The sequence below is a fragment of the Nonomuraea sp. NPDC050383 genome, from assembly GCF_044459125.1.
Lineage (GTDB): Bacteria > Actinomycetota > Actinomycetes > Streptosporangiales > Streptosporangiaceae > Nonomuraea.
The window spans coordinates 146186-163295 of sequence record NZ_JBITIP010000015.1 but is presented as its reverse complement, the minus strand read 5'-3'; the positions used below and the strand labels follow the sequence as shown (position 1 = coordinate 163295).

Genomic DNA, 17110 nt, shown 5'->3' with positions numbered 1-17110 from the left:
AGGACAGGAGAGCAGCCGATGCTGCCCGAGAGCAAATCCCTCCACTCCTCATCGGCCGGTCCCGGGGCGCCCGCGCGGTCCCGGGCACGTCCCGGGTTCGCCGAGACCGTCGCGAACTGGTCGGCGCGGCACCGTGCCATGGCGATCGGAGGCTGGTTCGCGCTGGTCGTGCTCGCGACCCTGGCGGGGGCGCTGAGCGGCGGCGAGTCCGCGCGGGCCGTCGATCCCGGCGAGGCCGGCCGCGCCCAGGAGATGATCGACGCCCAGCACGACGTCGGCTCCATCCGGGAGAACGTGCTGATCCGGTCCGGGCAGGCGGGCGGCGGCCGGCGCTTCGCGGAGGACCCGGAGCTGCGCGCGGCCGCCGCCGACCTGGTGAGCCGGCTACGTCGGACGGGCGCGGCGGTTCGGGACGTCGGCTCGCCGTCGAGCCCGCACGGCGAGCGCTGGACGTCGCTAGACGGCGGCTCGGGGCTGGTCACCTTCGAGGTGGCCGGTCCGGACGAACGGTTCGAGGACAACTACGCGGCGGCCGTTCGTGCGGTGCAGGAGGTCAGGGAACGGCATCCGGGCGTGCGACTCCTCCAGGCGGGCGACCGCAGCCTGTCGGCGGCCGTCAACGAGGGGATCAAGGACGACTTCTCGCGGGCCGAGCGGACCTCGCTGCCGCTCACCGTCCTCGTGCTGCTGGCCGTCTTCGGCTCCCTGGTGGCGGCGGGCATACCGCTGTTGCTGGCGGCGACCTCGCTGGCGGGCGCGTTCGGGCTGCTGGAGCTCGTCAGCCTGTGGGTGCCGTTCAACAGCGCGGCCTCGGCCATCGTGCTGCTGATCGGGATGGCCGTCGGCATCGACTACTCCCTGTTCTACCTGCGCCGGCTCCGTGAGGAGCGGGCCGCGGGGAAGGGGGCGCGCGAGGCGCTGCGGACCACGGCGCGGACCTCGGGGCACGCCATCGTGGCCTCCGGCGTCACCGTGATGGTGTGCGCGGTGGGGCTCCTGCTGACCGGGGTGGACGTCTTCAAGGGGCTCACGGCCGGAACGCTGCTGGTCGTCGGCCTGTCCGTGCTCGGCTCGGTCACCGTGCTCCCGGCGCTGCTCGCCACGCTCGGCGACCGGGTGGATGTCGCGCGCATCCCCTGGCTGGGCCGGCGGCGGGTGACGGCCGTGGAGTCGCGCCTGTGGGGCGGGATCGCGCGTGCGGTCGTCCGCCGCCCCGTGGTGACCGGCGTGGCGACGGCCGCGGTCCTGCTCGCCATGGCCCTGCCCGTGCTGGGCATCCGGCTGCAGGACGCGGCGGTGACGGCCAGCCTGCCGCCCGGCGCGTCCGCGGCCGTGGACGCCGCCTCGGCGATGCAACCGGTGTTCCCGGGCGTGGCGACCGCGGCGCGGGTGGTGGTCGCCCGTACGGACGGGGCGCCCGCCGACACGTCAGCGGTGCGTGAGGCGATCGGCGCGCTGCACCGGCAGGCCGCCGGGAGCGGAGGACTTCTGCGGGAGCCGATCACCGCGGTGCCGGTCGGCCGGGCGATGGTGGTGCGGGTGCCGCTGGCGGGCGCCGTCACGGACCCGGTGGCCAACCGCGCGCTGGCCGTGCTGCGCGAGCGCGCCCTGCCCGCGACGCTGGGCTCCGTGGACGGCGTGACCTACGCCGTGGGCGGGAAGACCGCCATGCCGTACGACTTCGCGCAGCAGGTCAACGGCCGCACCCCGGCCGTCTTCGGGTTCGTGCTCGTGCTGGCGTTCGTGCTGCTGGCGGTGACGTTCCGGTCGTGGGCCATCCCGCTGATGTCGATCGCGCTCAACCTGCTGTCGATCGGGGCCTCGTACGGGGTGCTCGTCTGGGTCTTCCAGGACGGTCATCTGGAGTCGCTGCTCGGGTTCACCTCGTACGGCGGCGTGGTGAGCTGGCTGCCGCTGTTCATGTTCATCGTGCTGTTCGGGCTCAGCATGGACTACCACATCTTCGTCCTCAGCCGGATCAGGGAGCGCCGGGCCGGCGGCGCCTCTCCCCGCGAGGCGGTGGCCGGGGGCATCGCGGCGAGCGCGGGTGTGGTCAGCAGCGCGGCCCTGATCATGACGGGTGTCTTCACGGTGTTCGTGACGCTGTCGGCCATCGAGTACAAGATGCTGGGCCTGGGCATGGCCCTGGCCATCCTGCTCGACGCCACCGTGGTGCGCGGCGTGCTGCTGCCCGCCGCCATGGCGATCCTCGGGGAGCGGGCGTGGCGGGGCCCGCTCCCCGCCGGTCACTTGGACGAGACGCCCACGCCCAGGTCGAACTCCCGGTAGACCCGGGCCCAGAACCCGTCGCGCAGCCACACCCTGGCCTCCGGGAACGGCCGCAGCGAGTGACCCAGCTCCTTCTCGGCCTCGATCAGCAGCTCCGTGTCGATGACCGTGGGCAGGATCGGGCCGGGAAGCAGGTCGCGGATGTTGTCGCGGCCACGCGTGAGGATCCACTTCTGCGCCACGTGCTCGCCGACGTCCTCCACCCGCGGGCGGCTGGGGCCAAGCTTGGCCACCTGGCCCGGCTTGACCTGCGGCTTGACGGGCGCGCGCCCGGCGAACACCTGCGCGGGCGACGGCGCGGCCACGGGCGGCGCGACCGGCACGGGCTGCGGGGCACGGCTGAAAAAGGGCCTCAGGAAATCAGCGGAGATCACTTCGACGGTGTCGGACTCCCACACCAGCCGCTCGGCCTGGTTGGTCCCGTACGGCGGCTCGACGCCCCACAGGTGGATGCGCACCCCGTACGCCTGGGCGGCCTCCACGGCGGGCACCATGTCCTCGTCCCCGGCCAGCAGTATCGTGTCGGTCACCGCGTGGTGGCGGGCCAGCGCCTCCAGGTCGCTCCTGATCTGCGCGTCGACGCCCTTCTGCTGGCCGCGGGCGTTGAGGTTGCCAAGCCGTACCTTGACCCAGGGCAGCTGGGCGATGACCCGCTGGTCCACGGTGGGCACGCGGTCGCGGGCGGCGTCATACCAATAGATCCGCAGCAGCTCACCGGAAATACGTTCCATCGCATGCTTCTGGAGACTTTGGATCAGCTCATCCGCGGCCACCCGGTATTCTTTACGTTCCTTGGCCCCCAGCAGGACTTCACCCGCGGCGGCGTACAGGTATCCGACATCCACGAGGACGGCGTACTTGGCCGCCACAGGATGCGGCATGAGGTCTGGGATGGCCATGATGTCCTCCAGGCCGCAGCGTTAGTTGATCGGCCGACTATATACTCCTGCTTTTTTCTAGATAGTCCCAACTCCCTGGGAAGTTGACACCCGTTTCCTGGGATCTCTCTAGGGCAGGGCGCTCATCCGCCAAGCCGCCTTCCCCGGAGAGAGGGGCTTACGCATCCTTCTAGCCGGGTTTCGCCACATTTGTGGAGAGGGCGCGGCGGACGGTCGCGGCGGGGCGGCGCGGGTGGCGAGGACGGCCACGAGTGCGGCGATCTCCTCCGGCGTGGCGTCGCCCCGGACGATCCTGAGGTGCGGCTTCATAGCGGGATGTTCCCATGCTTCTTCGCCGGTAGCGAGGCACGCTTGTTGCGCAGCGCGCGCAGCGCCCGTACGACCTGGGCCCGGGTCTCCGACGGCTTGATCACCGCGTCCACGTAGCCCCGCTCGGCCGCGATGTACGGGTTGGCCAGCGTGTCCTCGTACTCCGTCACCAGCCGGGCGCGCTCGGCGTCCGGGTCGTTGGCCGCCGCCAGCTCGCGCCGGTACAGGATGTTGACCGCGCCCTGGGCGCCCATCACCGCGATCTGCGCGGTCGGCCAGGCCAGGTTGACGTCCGCGCCTAGGTGCTTGGAGCCCATGACGTCGTACGCCCCGCCGTACGCCTTGCGGGTGATCACCGTGACGAGCGGGACGGTGGCCTCGGCGTAGGCGTAGAGGAGCTTCGCCCCGCGCCGGATGATTCCGTTCCATTCCTGATCTGTACCCGGCAGGAATCCCGGAACATCAACAAATGTCAGGATTGGGATATTGAAAGCATCACATGTTCGTATGAAACGGGCAGCCTTCTCGGATGCGTTGATATCAAGACATCCGGCGAAATGCATGGGCTGGTTGGCGACCACGCCGACCGACTGCCCGTCCAGCCGGCCGTACCCGACCACGATGTTGGGCGCGAACAGCGCGTGGACCTCCAGGAACTCACCGTCGTCGAGCACCCGTTCGATCACCCGGTGTATGTCGTACGGCTGGTTCGACGAGTCCGGGATCAGCTCGTCCAGCTCCGGATCGGGCTCCAGGTCGGCCGCCGTGTCGTAGGCCGGCGCCTCGTCCAGATTGTTGGAGGGCAGGTAGGACAGCAACTCCTTGACGTACTCCAGCGCGTCGTTCTCGTCGGCGGCCTGGTAGTGCGCCACGCCCGACTTGGTGTTGTGCGTGTGCGCCCCGCCCAGCTCCTCGAACGTGACCTCCTCACCCGTCACCGTCTTGATCACGTCCGGCCCGGTGATGAACATCTGCGAGGTCTGGTCCACCATGACGACGAAGTCCGTCAGCGCGGGCGAGTACACGTGACCGCCCGCCGCGGCACCCATGATGAGCGAGATCTGCGGGATCACGCCCGACGCGTGCACGTTGCGCTTGAAGATCTCCGCGTACAGGCCGAGCGCGACCACGCCCTCCTGGATGCGCGCGCCGCCGCCCTCGTTGATGCCGATGATGGGACAGCCCGTCTTCAGCGCCATGTCCAGCACCTTGACGATCTTCTCGCCGTACACCTCGCCCAGCGAGCCGCCGAACACCGTCACGTCCTGCGAGAACACGCACACCTGCCGCCCGTCCACGGTGCCGTGGCCGGTGATCACGCCGTCGCCGTACGGCCTGCGCCGCTCCAGCCCGAACATCGTCGACCGGTGCCGGGCCAGCGCGTCGAACTCCACGAACGAGCCCTCGTCCAGCAGCGCCAGCACCCGCTCCCGGGCCGTCATCTTGCCCCGGGCGTGCTGCTTGTCCACCGCCGCGGCCGAGCCGGCGTGGACCGCCTCGTCCAGCCGCCGCTCCAGGTCCGCGATCTTCCCGCCCGTGGTGTGGACGTCCGTGTGGTTGTCCGTGGTGTGGGTGTCCGGCTTTTCTGGTATGGCGTCCGCTGTCATGCGCGCAAGGGTAATCCCTCCTCCTAGAGTGGATCCATGACGGACGCGGTTCGCACGCACGGCCTTTTCAAGCGCTACGGACCGCAGGTGGCGGTCGCGGGTGTCGACCTCGTCGTCCCGGCGGGCAGCTTCGCCGGCCTCGTCGGCCCCAACGGCGCGGGCAAGACGACGACGCTCAGCATGGTCACCGGATTACTGCGCCCCGACGGCGGCCGAGCCGAGGTGGGCGGCCTCGACGTCTGGCGCGACCAGCTCCAGGTCAAGGCGCGCATCGGCGTACTGCCCGAAGGGCTGCGGCTGTTCGAGCGGCTCTCGGGCCGGGAGCTGCTCCTCTACAACGGCCGGCTGCGCGGCATCCCCAAGGCCGACGTCGAGCGGCGCGCCACCGAGCTGCTGCGGGTCATGGACCTGGAGGAGGCCGCCGGTAAGCTCGTCGTCGACTACTCCACCGGCATGCGCAAGAAGATCGGGCTGGCGGCGGCGCTGCTGCACAACCCGGCCGTGCTGTTCCTCGACGAGCCGTTCGAGGGGGTCGACCCGGTCAGCGCCAGCACTCTCACCGAGGTGCTGCGCCGCTTCACCGCCTCCGGCTCGACCGTCATCTTCTCCAGCCACGTCATGGACCTGGTCGAGCGGCTGTGCGACTGGGTGTCGGTGATGAGCGGCGGCCACATCGTGGCCCAGGGGCCGCTCGCCGAGGTACGCGGCGGCCGCAGCCTCAACGAGGCGTTCCTCCAGCTCGTCGGCGGGCCCCGCACGGGCGGCGACGCGGGCCTGACCTGGCTCGGCGCCCACCAGGAGCCCGGCGCCCGCCAGGAGCCCGGCGCCCGCCAGGAGCCTGGCGCCCGCCAGGAGCTGGGTGCCCGCCAGGAGGAGTCGTGAGCGGCACGGTCGCGCTGTTCGCGCAGCTCAAGCTGCGCCTGCTCGCCGGCAACCTGCGCGGCGACCTCCAGCGCAAGCTCGGCTTCGTCTTCTCCCTCGTCGTGGCCGCCGGCCTCGCCGTGCTCGGCTTCGCGCTCATGGCGCTGGTGCGCCTCGCGCCGCACGACGTGGCCGCCGACATCGTCGTCGTCGCCTACACCGCCATCCTCGTGGGCTGGATGGTCGTGCCGCTGCTCGCGTTCGGGCTGGACGACACGCTCGACCCCGCCCGGCTGTCGCTGTTCCCCCTCCGCACGCGTGAGCTGGCGGTCGGCATGTTCACCGCGTCGGCCACCGGCGTCTGGCCGGTCGCCACGCTCGTGGTCGTCGCCGGCGGGCTGGCCGGCCTCGCGACGAGCCCCGGCGGCGTGCTCGTCGGGGCGGTGGCGGTGCTCCTGCAGTTCGCCCTCTGCCTGGTGCTCTCCCGGCTCGTCACCACGTCGTTGTCGGGCGCGCTGCGCACCCGGCGCGGGCGCGACGTGCTGGCCGTGGCCGCGCTGTTCGTCGTGGTGCTGGCCCAGCTGCCCAACCTGCTCCTCAACACCAACCTCGGCGACCCCGCCGCGATGCTGCGCGGCACGGCGGGAGTCCTGCGGTGGACGCCGCCGGGCATGCTGGCCCACGCGATCGCCGACGGCGGGCTCATCGGCCTGGCCGAGGTCGCCGTCGTGGCGCTCGTCGTGGTGCTGGCCGCCTGGCTGTGGATCAAGGCGCTGAGCCGGGCGCTGGTCACCCCCGACGCCTCCACCCAGGGCTCCTCCGTGCGCGAGGGGAGCGGGCTGGCCGACCGGTTCCTGCCCGACGGGCCGCTGGCGGCCGTGGTCGCCAAGGAGCTCAAGTACCTGCGGCGGGAGCCCCGGTTCCGGGTGCTCTGGTTCACCTCGGTCGTGGTCAGCGCCGTGCTCGCCCTCTCGCTCAGCTCCAACATCCCGGGCGGGGCCGGCCCGTGGCTGCCCATCGCGACCACCTCGATGGCCGCCATCATGATCGCGCTCCAGTCCGGCAACCTCTACGGCATCGACGGCGCGTCCCTCTGGATGAACGTCGTGGCCATCGGCTCGGAGGACGGCTTCCGCACCGACCTGGCCGGCCGCCACCTGGCCAACGCCATCGCCGCGACGCCGCTGCTGGTCGCCATCGCCGTGGCCGGCTCGCTGCTGACCGGCCGGCCGACGGCCATCCCGTTCGCCGTCCTGGCCGGCTGGGGCGCGCTCGGCGTCGGGCTCGGCGTCGGCGCCGTGACCAGCGTGGCGATCCCGTACACGGTGCCCGAGCGCATGAACGCCTTCACCGGAGCCGCCCCCGGGCAGGGCGGCCAGGCGTTCGTGTCCTCGATGGGGGCCTTCGCCGGGATCGCCGCCCTGACGCTGCCGCTCGCGGTGCCGATCGCGTTCGGGCTCGTCTGGCTCTGCGTCGTCGCCCCGGTCTACGGTCTGCTGATCGAGACGCTCGGCCGCCGGCTCGGCGCGACGATCGGTTTCTCCCGCATGCCCGAGCTCGTGGCGGCCGTGTCCCGTCCCACGTGAGCAGTGGTCTAGTCCATTAGGTGAGACCGGGCTACGGCCTCCGTCGGCGACTGGATACCCTTCGACACATGATTGACCAGGGGATCGAGCGTCGTAGCGCCGCCGTCACCGAGATGCCCGACGAGCTCCGGCACGATGTGCGGCTGCTCGGCAAGCTGCTCGGACAGGTCATTGCCGAGCAGGGGGGCGAAGACCTCCTGGCCGACGTCGAGAGACTGCGCAAGGCGGTCATCGCCGCCCGCAGGGGCGAGGCGTCGGCCGACGAGATCACCGCCATGGTGGAGGCGTGGGAGATCGACCGGGCCGTCCAGATCGCTCGCGCGTTCACGTGCTACTTCCATCTGGCCAACCTGGCCGAGGAGCACTACCGCATCCGTACGTTGCGCGAGCGCGACACCGAGGGCGGCGTACAGCGCGAGTCGCTGGCGCACGCCGTGCACGAGCTGGGCGCCGACCGCGTCGCCGAGCTGGTCGAGCGCCTGGAGCTGCACCCGGTGCTCACCGCCCACCCGACCGAGGCGCGCAGGCGGGCCGTCGTCACCGCGATCCAGCGGATCAGCGGCCGGCTCACCGAGTACAACACCCCCGGCCGGGGCGCCTCCGAGCGGGCCGAGAGCCGGCGGCGGCTGCTGGAGGAGATCGACCTCCTGTGGCGCACCGCCCACCTGCGCCCGAGCAAGCTCGACCCGCTCGACGAGGTGCGCACCGCCATGGCCGCCTTCGACGAGACCCTGTTCCGCGTCGTCCCGCAGGTCTACCGCTCGCTCGACGCCGCGCTGGCCGACGGCACGGGCACCCGGGCGCCGCTGGCGCGGCCGTTCATCCGCTACGGAAGCTGGATCGGCGGCGACCGCGACGGCAACCCCAACGTCACCGCCAAGGTCACCCGCGAGGCCGTGCAGATCCAGGCCGAGCACGTGCTGACCGCGCTGGAGAACGCCACCACCCGCATCGGCCGCACCCTCACCGCCACCGCCGAGTTCGCGCCGCCGTCGCCCGAGCTGAAGAGCGCCATCGACGCGGCCGAGGACGCCCACCCGGAGCTGGTCTCCGAGCTGGCCACCCGGTCCCCGCGCGAGCCGCACCGGCAGTGGCTGCTGTTCGTCGCGGCCCGCATCGCCGCCACCCGCCGCCGCGACCTCGACCTCGCCTACCTGTCGCCCGGCGACCTGCTCGCCGACCTGCGCCTGGCCCAGGACTCGCTGGCCCGCGACGCCGCCCGCCAGGCGTACGGGGAGCTGCAGCACCTCATCTGGCAGGTGGAGACGTTCGGCTTCCACCTGGCCGAGCTGGAGGTGCGCCAGCACTCCCAGGTTCACGCCGCGGCGCTGGAGGAGATCAGGGCCGGCGGCGAGCTGTCGGAGCGCACCGAGGAGGTGCTGTCGACGATCCGGGTGATCGGCTGGATCCAGGAGCGGTTCGGCGTGCGCGCCTGCTCCCGTTACGTGGTGTCCTTCACCCGGGGCGCGGCCGACGTGGCCGCCGTCTACGAGCTGGCCCGGCACGCCCTCGGGACGCGGGCGCCGGTGCTCGACGTGGTGCCGCTGTTCGAGTCGGGTCAGGACCTCGCCAACTCGCCGGACGTGCTGTCCGGCATGCTCGACATCCCGCAGGTGCGCGAGCGGCTCGCCGCCACCGGCCGGCGCATGGAGGTCATGCTCGGCTACTCCGACTCGGCCAAGGAGCTCGGCCCGGCCGCGGCCACGCTGCGGCTGTACGAGGCCCAGGAGCGGCTGACCGCCTGGGCGGCCGAGCACGACGTGCGGCTGCGCATGTTCCACGGCCGCGGCGGCGCGCTGGGCCGGGGCGGCGGTCCCGCCAACCGCGCCGTGCTGGCCCAGGCCCCCGGCTCGGTCGCGGGCAGCTTCAAGGTCACCGAGCAGGGCGAGGTCATCTTCGCCCGCTACGGCCACCTGGCGATCGCCCGCCGCCACATGGAGCAGGTGGCCAACGCCGTGCTGCTCGCCTCCTCGGTCACGGTCGGCGCGCGCACGGCCGCCGCGGCCGAGCGCTTCCGCCCGCTGGCCGAGCGGGTGGCGACGGCCTCCGAGAGCGCCTACCGGTCCCTCACGGAGGCGCCCGGCTTCCCCGAGTGGTTCAGCCTGGTCAGCCCGCTGGAGGAGCTGGGCTCCCTGCGGCTCGGCTCACGCCCGGCGCGCCGCGGCCTCGGCGCTCCGCGCTCCCTGGACGACCTGCGCGCCATCCCGTGGGTGTTCGCCTGGGCGCAGACCCGGGTCAACCTGCCCGGTTGGTACGGCCTGGGCGCCGGTCTGGCCGCGGTCGGCTCGCTGGAGGAGCTGCGGGCCGCGTACCAGGAGTGGCCGCTGTTCAACGCCCTGCTCGACAACGCCGAGATGTCGCTGGCCAAGACCGACCGCTCGATCGCCGAGCACTACCTGGAGCTGGGCGGCCGGCCCGACTTCGCGCGCCAGGTCCTGGAGGAGTACGACCGGACGCGGCGCCTGGTGCTGGAGGTCACGGGGCACACGCGGCTGCTGGAGAACCGCAAGGTCCTCTCGCGCGCCGTCCAGCTCCGCGACCCGTACGTGGACGCGCTGTCGCACCTCCAGCTCCGCGCCCTGCGCGCCCTGCGCACCGGCACCCCGTCCGACCACGAGCGCGAGCGCCTGTCCACGCTCCTCCTGCTCTCGGTCAACGGCGTCGCCGCCGGCCTCCAGAACACCGGCTGACACCCCGGGGGCTCAGCGCAGGGCGGCGAAGAAGGTGTGGATGTCGGAGGTGAGGGCCTCCGTGGCGGTGTGGGCCGTGTAGTGGCCGCGGGCCGGGGCCGGGAGCGTCTTCCAGGAGACGATCCCGGCGTGGTCGCGCTCGGCGAAGCGGCGGATGGACCTGAAGTCTCCCTCGGCCATGGCCAGCGCCATCGGCACCGTCGTCGGCTCCTTGGCGGCCTGCTGAGCGCTCTGCTGGGCGCGGGCGTTCTCCCAGTACAGGCGCAGCGCCGAGCCGGACGTGCCGGTGAACCAGTGGATAGCGGCGTTCAGCAGCATGAAGTCGTCGTCGAGGTCCTCGTCGAAGAGCTGGGCCAGCCAGCCGACCAAGCCGGCGGGGGAGTCGGTGATGGCGTGCGCCAGCGTCTGCGGCTGCTGCGACTGCAGGACGTTGAACGCGCCCTTCTCCTTCCAGAACCAGTCGAGCACGGCCAGCCCGGCCTGGTCCTCCTCGGTGAGGCCGGCGAACTCGGCCGGGTCGCCGGAGGGGAAGGAGAAGAGCTGGGTCACGTGGACGCCGACGACGTGGTCCGGGGCGACGCGGGCCAGCTCGGGGGAGATCATGGACCCGGCGTCGTTGCCCACCGCGCCGTAGCGGTCGTAGCCGAGGCGGGACATGAGCTCGGCCCACGCGCGGGCGATGCGGAGGTTGTCCCAGCCGGTCTCGGTGGTCGGGCCGGAGAAGCCGTAGCCGGGCAGCGACGGGATGACCAGGTGGTGGTGGCGCGACAGCGGCTCGATGGCGTCGAGGTACTCGGCGATCGAGCCGGGCCAGCCGTGGGTGAGGAGCAGCGGCAGGGCGTCGGGGTCGTCGGAGCGGACGTGGATGAAGTGGATGTTCTGCCCGTCGATCTCGGTGGTGAACTGCGGGTGGGCGTTGAGGCGGGCCTCCTGGGCGCGCCAGTCGAAGCCGGCGCGCCAGTGGGTGACGAGCCGCCTGACCCGCTCGACGCTGACGCCCTGGTCGGCGCCCGGGATCTCGTCGACGAAGCGGGTCAGCGCGAGGCGGGTCTGCAGGTCGTCGAGCTCGGCCTGGGGGATCTCGACGCGGAAGGGACGGATCTCGGCGCTGATGGCGGTCATGCTGACACCTCTTCGGAAAGGAACGGAATGCTTTGTTCTGTCTCCAGAATAGCAGAACGGAATGATTTGTTCCACTGTTGTGGCGGGATACGGCCTACGCCGGCACCCATGTCGTCAGACGCGGACGCGGTCGTGGCCCGCGTAGACGTTGCAGCGCTCGCCCCGCAGGAAGCCCACCAGCGTCATGCCGAACTCCCTGGCCACGTCCACGGCCAGCGACGACGGCGCCGACACCGCGCACACCACCGGAATCCCGGCCGCCAGCGCCTTCTGCATGATCTCGTAGCTGGCCCGGCCGCTGACCATGAGCACGTGCCGGTCCAGCGGCAGCCGCTCCGCCAGCGCCGCCCAGCCGGTCAGCTTGTCCACCGCGTTGTGCCGGCCCACGTCCTCCCGTACGGCCAGCAGCTCGCCCTCCGCCGTGAACAGCCCGGCCGCGTGCAGCCCGCCCGTCTTGCCGAAGACGCCCTGCGCCGCGCGCAGCCGGTCCGGCAGGCCGTACAGGACCTCGGGGGTGAGCTCGACGGCGCCGGGCGGCGCCGGACGGCAGCGGTCGCGCAGCGCGTCGAGGCTGGCCGAGCCGCACACGCCGCACGCGCTGGAGGTCAGGAAGTGGCGCTCCAGCGCCGGCAGCTCGGGGATCGGGCCGCGCAGCCGTACGGTGACCGTGTTGTAACGGGCCTCGACCGGCACGTCCTCGTCGGTGCAGTAGCCGATGGAGGCGATGCCGCCGGCCCGCACCAGGCCCTCCGCGTGCAGGAACCCGGCCGCCAGCTCGAAGTCGTGGCCCGGTGTGCGCATGGTGATCGCCACCGTGCGGCGTCCGCCGTCGAGCGAGGCGAGCCGGATCTCCAGCGGCTCCTCGGTGGCCAGGTCGTCACGGCGCTCCGTGGCGGCCGGGCCGGTCAGCCGCCGGATGCGGACGCGGGTCGTGGGCCCGGGGCGCTCGCTCATGCGCGGCGCACCGTCACCGTCGCGTTGTAGTCGGGGATCCGGGCGTCGGGTGAGCGGCGCGACTCGTCGAGCAGGACGTTGCCCTCCGGCCAGTGGATCTGCAGGTTGCCCGGCATGACGGGCGCCCGCAGCACCTTGCCCCGGTAGGAGCGCTCGCCGGAGCGCAGCTCGATCGGGGTGCCGTCGGGCAGGCCGAGCCGGTCGGCGTCGTAGGCGCTCATCAGCACCGCCTCGCGCGTGGCGCCGTTGAAGCCGTCGAGCCGCTCGTGGACCATGCTGTTGAACTGCTTGCCGCGCCGGGTGGCGACCATGAACGACCCGTCCGGCCGCTCCAGCGCGGGCAGCGGCACGGCCGAGAACCTCGCCAGACCGTCGGGGGTCTGGAAGCCGCCGTCGGCGAACAGGTGCCGCCCGCCGTACTGGACGTTGTCGCCGAACGCGCTCAGCCCCGCGATGCCCGCGTAGAACGGCACGGCCCGCTCGATCTCCTCGCGGATCGCGGGCGTGCCGGTGAAACGGACCTTCGACGCCAGCGCGGGACGGCTGCGGGCGGCCAGCTCGGTGAAGATCTTCCACTCCGGCCACGCCTCCGCCACCCGTGGCCCCTCCACCTCCGGCGAGAAGATGATCCGCCGCTCGGTCGAGGTCTCCGTCACGCCGCCCGTCATCTCGTACCGGGTCTGTGCGGGCAGCAGCAGCACGTCGCCCTCGGACGGCACGAGCATCTGGGACGACAGCACGATGTCGATGTGGACGCGCAGGCGTGGCCGGCGCAGCGCCTCGCGGCAGTAACCGGGGTCGGGGAGCACCTCCAGGAAGTTGCCGCCGCTGGAGATCAGCGCGTCCAGCTCGCCCGCGTGGGCGGCGTCGATCATGTCGGTGGCGGTCAGGCCGGGGGTGGCCGGCACCTCGAAGCCCCACAGGTCCGCGAACCTCCCGGCGTTCTCCGGGGTGATCGGCAGCCCGCCCGGCAGCCCCGTGGCGTACGCGCCCATCTCCGCGCCGCCCTGCACCCCGCTGTGCCCGCGGATCGGCATCAGCCCGCAGTGCTCGCGCCCCACGAACCCGCGCGCGAGCGCCAGGTTGACGATGGCCCGCACGTTGTCCTCGCCGAAGGTGTGCTGCGTGATGCCCATCGACCACACCAGCACCGCCGACCTGGCCTCCGCGAGCAGCCGCGCCAGCCGCAGCATCTCGTCGCGCGAGGCCCCCGACAGCGCCTCCAGCTCCTCCCACGACTGCGCCTCGACCGCCTCGCGCGCCCGCTCGAAGCCCGTCGTACGGAGCGCCACGAACTTCTCGTCCACCCACCCCCGCTCGACCAGGTGCTTGAGCACCCCGTTGAGGAAGCCGATGTCGCCGCCCACGTTCACGCCGAAGAACTCGTCGGTGATCTTCGTGCCGAACACGGCCGACTCCGCGTTGGACGGCACCCAGTAGCGCTCCATGCCCGGCTCGCGGTAGGCGTTGACCATCGCCACCCGAGTGCCGGCCTTCTTGGCGTGGTAGAGGTACTTCATCGCCACCGGCTGGTTGTTCGACGGGTTGGAGCCCATGAAGACGATCAGGTCGGAGCCGATCCAGTCGGTGTAGGAGCAGGTGGTGGCCGCCGCGCCGATCGTCTGCTTGAGCGCGACCGTCGAGGGGGAGTGGCAGATGCGCGCCGCGTTGTCGATGTTGTTGGTGCCGAGCGCCCGCATCGCCTTCTGCGCGGCGTAGTAGTTCTCGTTCGGCACGCCCCTGCTGGTCAGGTACGCGCCGAAGCGCGCGTCGCGCAGCCCGGCCGCGGCGATCGAGAGCGCCTCGTCCCACGGGACGCGCGTGAAGCCGGGCTCGCCCGCGCGGCGCAGCATCGGGTACGGCAGGCGCCCCAGCTCGCGCAGCTCCGCGCTGCGCCGGCCCTCCAGCCCCGACACGTCACGCAGCACCGAGACGTCCAGCGCCGGCATCGTGTTGAGCGGCAGCAGGCGCAACCTGATGTTGCACAGATGGACTTCCCGCATCGTCCAGTCGCGCATGCCCTTGGTGCCGAGCGCGCAGCCGTCGCACGTGCCCTGCGTGAGGACCCGCCAGGCGTAACGCCTGCGACCCTTGACCGCCCGGAACGCCTTCAACAGCTCAAGGTAGTTGTTCGGCTTGCGCAGACCGAGGCCGAACGGCCGCCAGGACGCCCAGTTGCGTGGATCGAGAAGCTTGCTCACCCCTCCATCTTGCTCGCTTCCCGGCCGCGCGAAGCCCGGCGCATCGGCTCTCCCGCGGGAGGACAGGGGCGGCGTCCGGGCGGTGCCGCGCGTCAGCCAAGATGGACAGGTGCCCGACTCGCGCTACTCCGACCTCAACCGCCCGCCCCTCTCCGAGGCGGCGCTCAACCGCGCCCTCGTCCGGCCGGGCGGCCTGTGGACGGGCGTGACCGTGGTCGAGAGCACCGGCTCCACCAACGCCGACCTCGCCGGCCAGGCCCGGGAGGGCGCCGTGGAGGGCACGGTGCTGGTCGCCGAGGAGCAGGTGGCGGGCCGGGGCCGGCTCGGCCGCACCTGGACCGCTCCCGCCCGTTCCGGCCTGGCCGTGTCCGTGCTGCTCAGGCCGGCGCCGCCGGCCACCACGCACGGCTGGCTGCCGCTGCTGTTCGGGGTGGCCGCCGCCTCGGCCGTGCGCCGGCTGGCCGAGGTGGACGTGCGCCTCAAGTGGCCGAACGACCTGCTCGTCGGCGACCGCAAGCTGGCCGGGGTGCTGGCCGAGCGCGTGGAGGACGCGGTGGTCGTCGGCATGGGCCTCAACGTGTCGCTGCGGGCCGACGAGCTGCCCGTGCAGACCGCCACGTCGCTGGCCATCCAGGAGGCCGCCTGCCTCGACCGCGACCCGTTGTTGCGGGCCGTGCTGCGCGAGGTCGAGAGCCACTACGCCGACTGGGCCGAGGCCGGCGGCGACGCCGACATGGCCGGGCTGCGCGCCGCCTACCAGGCCTCCAGCGCCACCATCGGGCGTGAGGTGCGGGTGGAGCTGCCCGGCGGCCGCTTCCTGACGGGCCGCGCCACCGGCGTCGACGAGGCCGGCCGCCTCCAGCTCACCGCCGGCGGCGAGCAGCACACGCTCAGCGCCGGCGATGTCGTCCACCTACGCCCGTCCGCGTGACGGCCCCCCTACGTCCACGGGCGTAGCCGCGCGTCCCGGTAGGTGGCAGCATGTGCGCATGACCATCCCGGACCATCACCTCACCCAGGGTGAGCGCCGCGTCAGGTCCTTCCACCCCCACTGGAAGCGCCTCGTCGGCCCCGTCGCCGCGCTCGTGCTCATCGCCGCGGCCTCGGGCGCGGCGGTGTACTTCGTCCCGGGCGACTGGGAGTACGCCTCCTACGCCAGGATCGCCGTCTGCGCCGTCGCCCTCGTCCTGCTGACCGTCTGGTCGTTCGTCCCCTACCTCCAGTGGAAGAACACCGGCTACGTGCTCACCACCCACCGCTTCACGATCAGCTCCGGGGTGCTCAACAAGTCGACCGACGAGATCCCGATGGCCAAGGTCAACACCGTCAGCTCCGACCAGACGTTCGTCGAGCGGCTGCTCGGCTGCGGCACGCTCACCGTGGAGTCGGCGGGCGACCGCGGCCAGATCGTGCTCCGCGACATCCCCCACCTCCAGGACGTCCGGGCCGACCTGTTCCGGCTCCTGGAGGACGCCACCGACGGCGAGCTCGACGGCCGTTGAGCCGGGAGGGCGGTTGAGCGAGGAGGGCCGTTGAGCGAGGAGGGCCGTTGAGCCGGGAGGGGCCGCGCAGGCCCACAGCTGAGGAGATCGGCCTGCTGCTGGCCGGTGCGCCCGCCAGCCGCACCCGCACCGAGGTGGCGGCCGGCGCCGGGGTGCCCCAGGAGCTGGCCGAGCGGGTCTGGCGCGCCCTGGGCTTCCCCACCCACGCCGACGACGCCGTCGCGTTCTCCGAGGCCGACGTGGCCGCCCTGACGCGGGTGCGGACGATGCTCGACCGCGGCCTGCTGGACGAGCCCACGGTCGTCCGCATGGCCCGTGCCCTCGGCCAGACCACGGCCCGGCTGGCCCAGTGGCAGGCCGAGATCATCATCGGCCACCTGCTGCCCGCGGAGGGCGAGCCGTCCGACGACGACGTGGCGCGCGTGTTCGACACGGCCCGCGCGCTGCTGCCCGACTTCGAGCACCTCCTGGTGCACGTCTGGCGGGCCCAGCTCGCCGCCGCGGGCACGCGCCTGCTGGCCATGGCCGACCTGCGCCCCGAGACCACACCCGACCCGCGCTCCGAGACCGCACCGGGCCGCGTGGCGACGCCCGAGGCCGCGCCGGGCCGGGTGGCGATGGCCGTGGGGTTCGCCGACCTCGTGGCGTTCACCAGGCGGGCCAGGGAGCTGGACGAGCGGGAGCTGGCCGACCTGGTGGAGGGGTTCGAGGCGCGGGCGGCCGACATCGTGGCCGCCCACGGCGCCCGGCTGGTCAAGACCCTCGGCGACGAGGTGCTCTTCACCGCCCCCACCCCGGCGCGGGCCGCCGCCATCGCGCTCGACCTGGCCGGCACGGCCGAGCTGCGCATCGGGATGGCGTACGGGCCGGTGGTGCCGATGATGGGCGACGTCTACGGCACCACGGTCAACCTGGCGGCCCGCCTCACCGCCATCGCCAGGCCCGGCACGGTCGTCGTCGACTCCGGCCTGGCCGAGGGACTGGCGGGCGAGCCGGGGTTCGAGGTGCGCGGCATGCGGCGCAGGACCGCCCGGGGTCTCGGCGTGGTGCGCCCCCATCTCTTGCGGCGATCATCCTCCTGACGCAGGAT

13 protein-coding genes are annotated in these 17110 nt (G+C 72.6%); 7 read left to right on the top strand and 6 right to left on the bottom strand.

All coding sequences use genetic code 11. The features are described 5' to 3' along the window. Positions 1-18 precede the first annotated feature (18 nt). The gene (locus ACIBG4_RS31690) at positions 19-2289 is read left to right on the top strand and encodes an MMPL family transporter (protein WP_397204910.1); all 2271 of its coding nucleotides are present in this window, start codon (positions 19-21) and stop codon (positions 2287-2289) included. Here the strand turns inward: ACIBG4_RS31690 and ACIBG4_RS31685 are convergent. The 3 genes from ACIBG4_RS31685 to ACIBG4_RS31675 all read right to left on the bottom strand — a co-directional run bounded on the left by ACIBG4_RS31685 (position 2247) and on the right by ACIBG4_RS31675 (position 5104). Next, positions 2247-3188 (bottom strand): NYN domain-containing protein, encoded by a 942-nt coding sequence (locus ACIBG4_RS31685; RefSeq protein ID WP_355440072.1) that lies wholly within the window; start codon positions 3186-3188, stop codon positions 2247-2249. The genes ACIBG4_RS31690 and ACIBG4_RS31685 overlap by 43 nt on opposite strands. 108 nt (positions 3189-3296) lie before the next feature. Beyond that, positions 3297-3497 carry an acyl-CoA carboxylase subunit epsilon gene (locus tag ACIBG4_RS31680; RefSeq protein ID WP_397204909.1) on the bottom strand — a complete coding sequence of 67 codons (201 nt, stop codon included), beginning with the start codon at positions 3495-3497 and terminating at the stop codon, positions 3297-3299. Continuing rightward, positions 3494-5104, bottom strand: coding sequence for an acyl-CoA carboxylase subunit beta (locus tag ACIBG4_RS31675; RefSeq protein ID WP_397204908.1), 1611 nt, complete (start codon positions 5102-5104; stop codon positions 3494-3496). Before ACIBG4_RS31675 ends, ACIBG4_RS31680 begins: the two co-directional genes overlap by 4 nt. A 36-nt stretch (positions 5105-5140) precedes the next feature. Here ACIBG4_RS31675 and ACIBG4_RS31670 point away from each other — a divergent pair, with 36 nt between their 5' ends. The 3 genes from ACIBG4_RS31670 to ACIBG4_RS31660 all read left to right on the top strand — a co-directional run bounded on the left by ACIBG4_RS31670 (position 5141) and on the right by ACIBG4_RS31660 (position 10241). Then, the gene (locus ACIBG4_RS31670; protein ID WP_397204907.1) at positions 5141-5986 is read left to right on the top strand and encodes an ABC transporter ATP-binding protein; all 846 of its coding nucleotides are present in this window, start codon (positions 5141-5143) and stop codon (positions 5984-5986) included. Beyond that, positions 5983-7551: a hypothetical protein gene (locus tag ACIBG4_RS31665; protein WP_397204906.1), complete on the top strand. Its 1569-nt coding sequence runs from the start codon at positions 5983-5985 to the stop codon at positions 7549-7551. Before ACIBG4_RS31670 ends, ACIBG4_RS31665 begins: the two co-directional genes overlap by 4 nt. Positions 7552-7619: 68 nt before the next feature. Then, positions 7620-10241, top strand: coding sequence for a phosphoenolpyruvate carboxylase (locus ACIBG4_RS31660; protein WP_310708242.1), 2622 nt, complete (start codon positions 7620-7622; stop codon positions 10239-10241). A gap of 12 nt (positions 10242-10253) precedes the next feature. Here the strand turns inward: ACIBG4_RS31660 and ACIBG4_RS31655 are convergent, their stop codons facing one another. The 3 genes from ACIBG4_RS31655 to ACIBG4_RS31645 form a co-directional block, all read right to left on the bottom strand. Then, positions 10254-11363: an epoxide hydrolase family protein gene (locus ACIBG4_RS31655; RefSeq protein ID WP_397204905.1), complete on the bottom strand. Its 1110-nt coding sequence runs from the start codon at positions 11361-11363 to the stop codon at positions 10254-10256. 114 nt (positions 11364-11477) lie between these two features. Then, the gene (gene fdhD, locus ACIBG4_RS31650; RefSeq protein WP_310708239.1) at positions 11478-12317 is read right to left on the bottom strand and encodes a formate dehydrogenase accessory sulfurtransferase FdhD; all 840 of its coding nucleotides are present in this window, start codon (positions 12315-12317) and stop codon (positions 11478-11480) included. Continuing rightward, on the bottom strand, positions 12314-14518 hold the full coding sequence (locus tag ACIBG4_RS31645; protein WP_397204904.1) for an FdhF/YdeP family oxidoreductase: 2205 nt from the start codon (positions 14516-14518) through the stop codon (positions 12314-12316). The genes fdhD and ACIBG4_RS31645 overlap by 4 nt, the downstream gene beginning before the upstream one ends. Positions 14519-14627: 109 nt before the next feature. Here ACIBG4_RS31645 and ACIBG4_RS31640 point away from each other — a divergent pair, with 109 nt between their 5' ends. Genes ACIBG4_RS31640 through ACIBG4_RS31630 form a run of 3 tightly spaced genes read left to right on the top strand, consistent with a single transcriptional unit; the run spans position 14628 to position 17102 of the window. Further along, a complete protein-coding gene (locus tag ACIBG4_RS31640; RefSeq protein WP_397204903.1) occupies positions 14628-15449 on the top strand; it encodes a biotin--[acetyl-CoA-carboxylase] ligase in 822 nt (273 codons plus the stop codon). A gap of 58 nt (positions 15450-15507) precedes the next feature. Then, positions 15508-16020, top strand: coding sequence for a PH domain-containing protein (locus ACIBG4_RS31635; protein WP_310708236.1), 513 nt, complete (start codon positions 15508-15510; stop codon positions 16018-16020). Between the two features lie 47 nt (positions 16021-16067). Next, entirely contained in the window at positions 16068-17102 is a 1035-nt protein-coding gene (locus ACIBG4_RS31630; RefSeq protein ID WP_397204902.1) for an adenylate/guanylate cyclase domain-containing protein, read from the top strand. Positions 17103-17110 lie beyond the last annotated feature (8 nt).

What these genes read in the sequence shown, in the direction of transcription:
- ACIBG4_RS31690 (WP_397204910.1), top strand. Translation starts at nt 19, where the DNA reads ATGCTGCCCGAGAGCAAATCCCTCCACTCCTCATCGGCCGGTCCCGGG.
- ACIBG4_RS31660 (WP_310708242.1), top strand. Translation starts at nt 7,620, where the DNA reads ATGATTGACCAGGGGATCGAGCGTCGTAGCGCCGCCGTCACCGAGATG.
- ACIBG4_RS31685 (WP_355440072.1), bottom strand. Translation starts at nt 3,188, where the DNA reads ATGGCCATCCCAGACCTCATGCCGCATCCTGTGGCGGCCAAGTACGCC.
- ACIBG4_RS31675 (WP_397204908.1), bottom strand. Translation starts at nt 5,104, where the DNA reads ATGACAGCGGACGCCATACCAGAAAAGCCGGACACCCACACCACGGAC.
- ACIBG4_RS31680 (WP_397204909.1), bottom strand. Translation starts at nt 3,497, where the DNA reads ATGAAGCCGCACCTCAGGATCGTCCGGGGCGACGCCACGCCGGAGGAG.
- ACIBG4_RS31670 (WP_397204907.1), top strand. Translation starts at nt 5,141, where the DNA reads ATGACGGACGCGGTTCGCACGCACGGCCTTTTCAAGCGCTACGGACCG.
- ACIBG4_RS31635 (WP_310708236.1), top strand. Translation starts at nt 15,508, where the DNA reads ATGACCATCCCGGACCATCACCTCACCCAGGGTGAGCGCCGCGTCAGG.
- fdhD (WP_310708239.1), bottom strand. Translation starts at nt 12,317, where the DNA reads ATGAGCGAGCGCCCCGGGCCCACGACCCGCGTCCGCATCCGGCGGCTG.
- ACIBG4_RS31655 (WP_397204905.1), bottom strand. Translation starts at nt 11,363, where the DNA reads ATGACCGCCATCAGCGCCGAGATCCGTCCCTTCCGCGTCGAGATCCCC.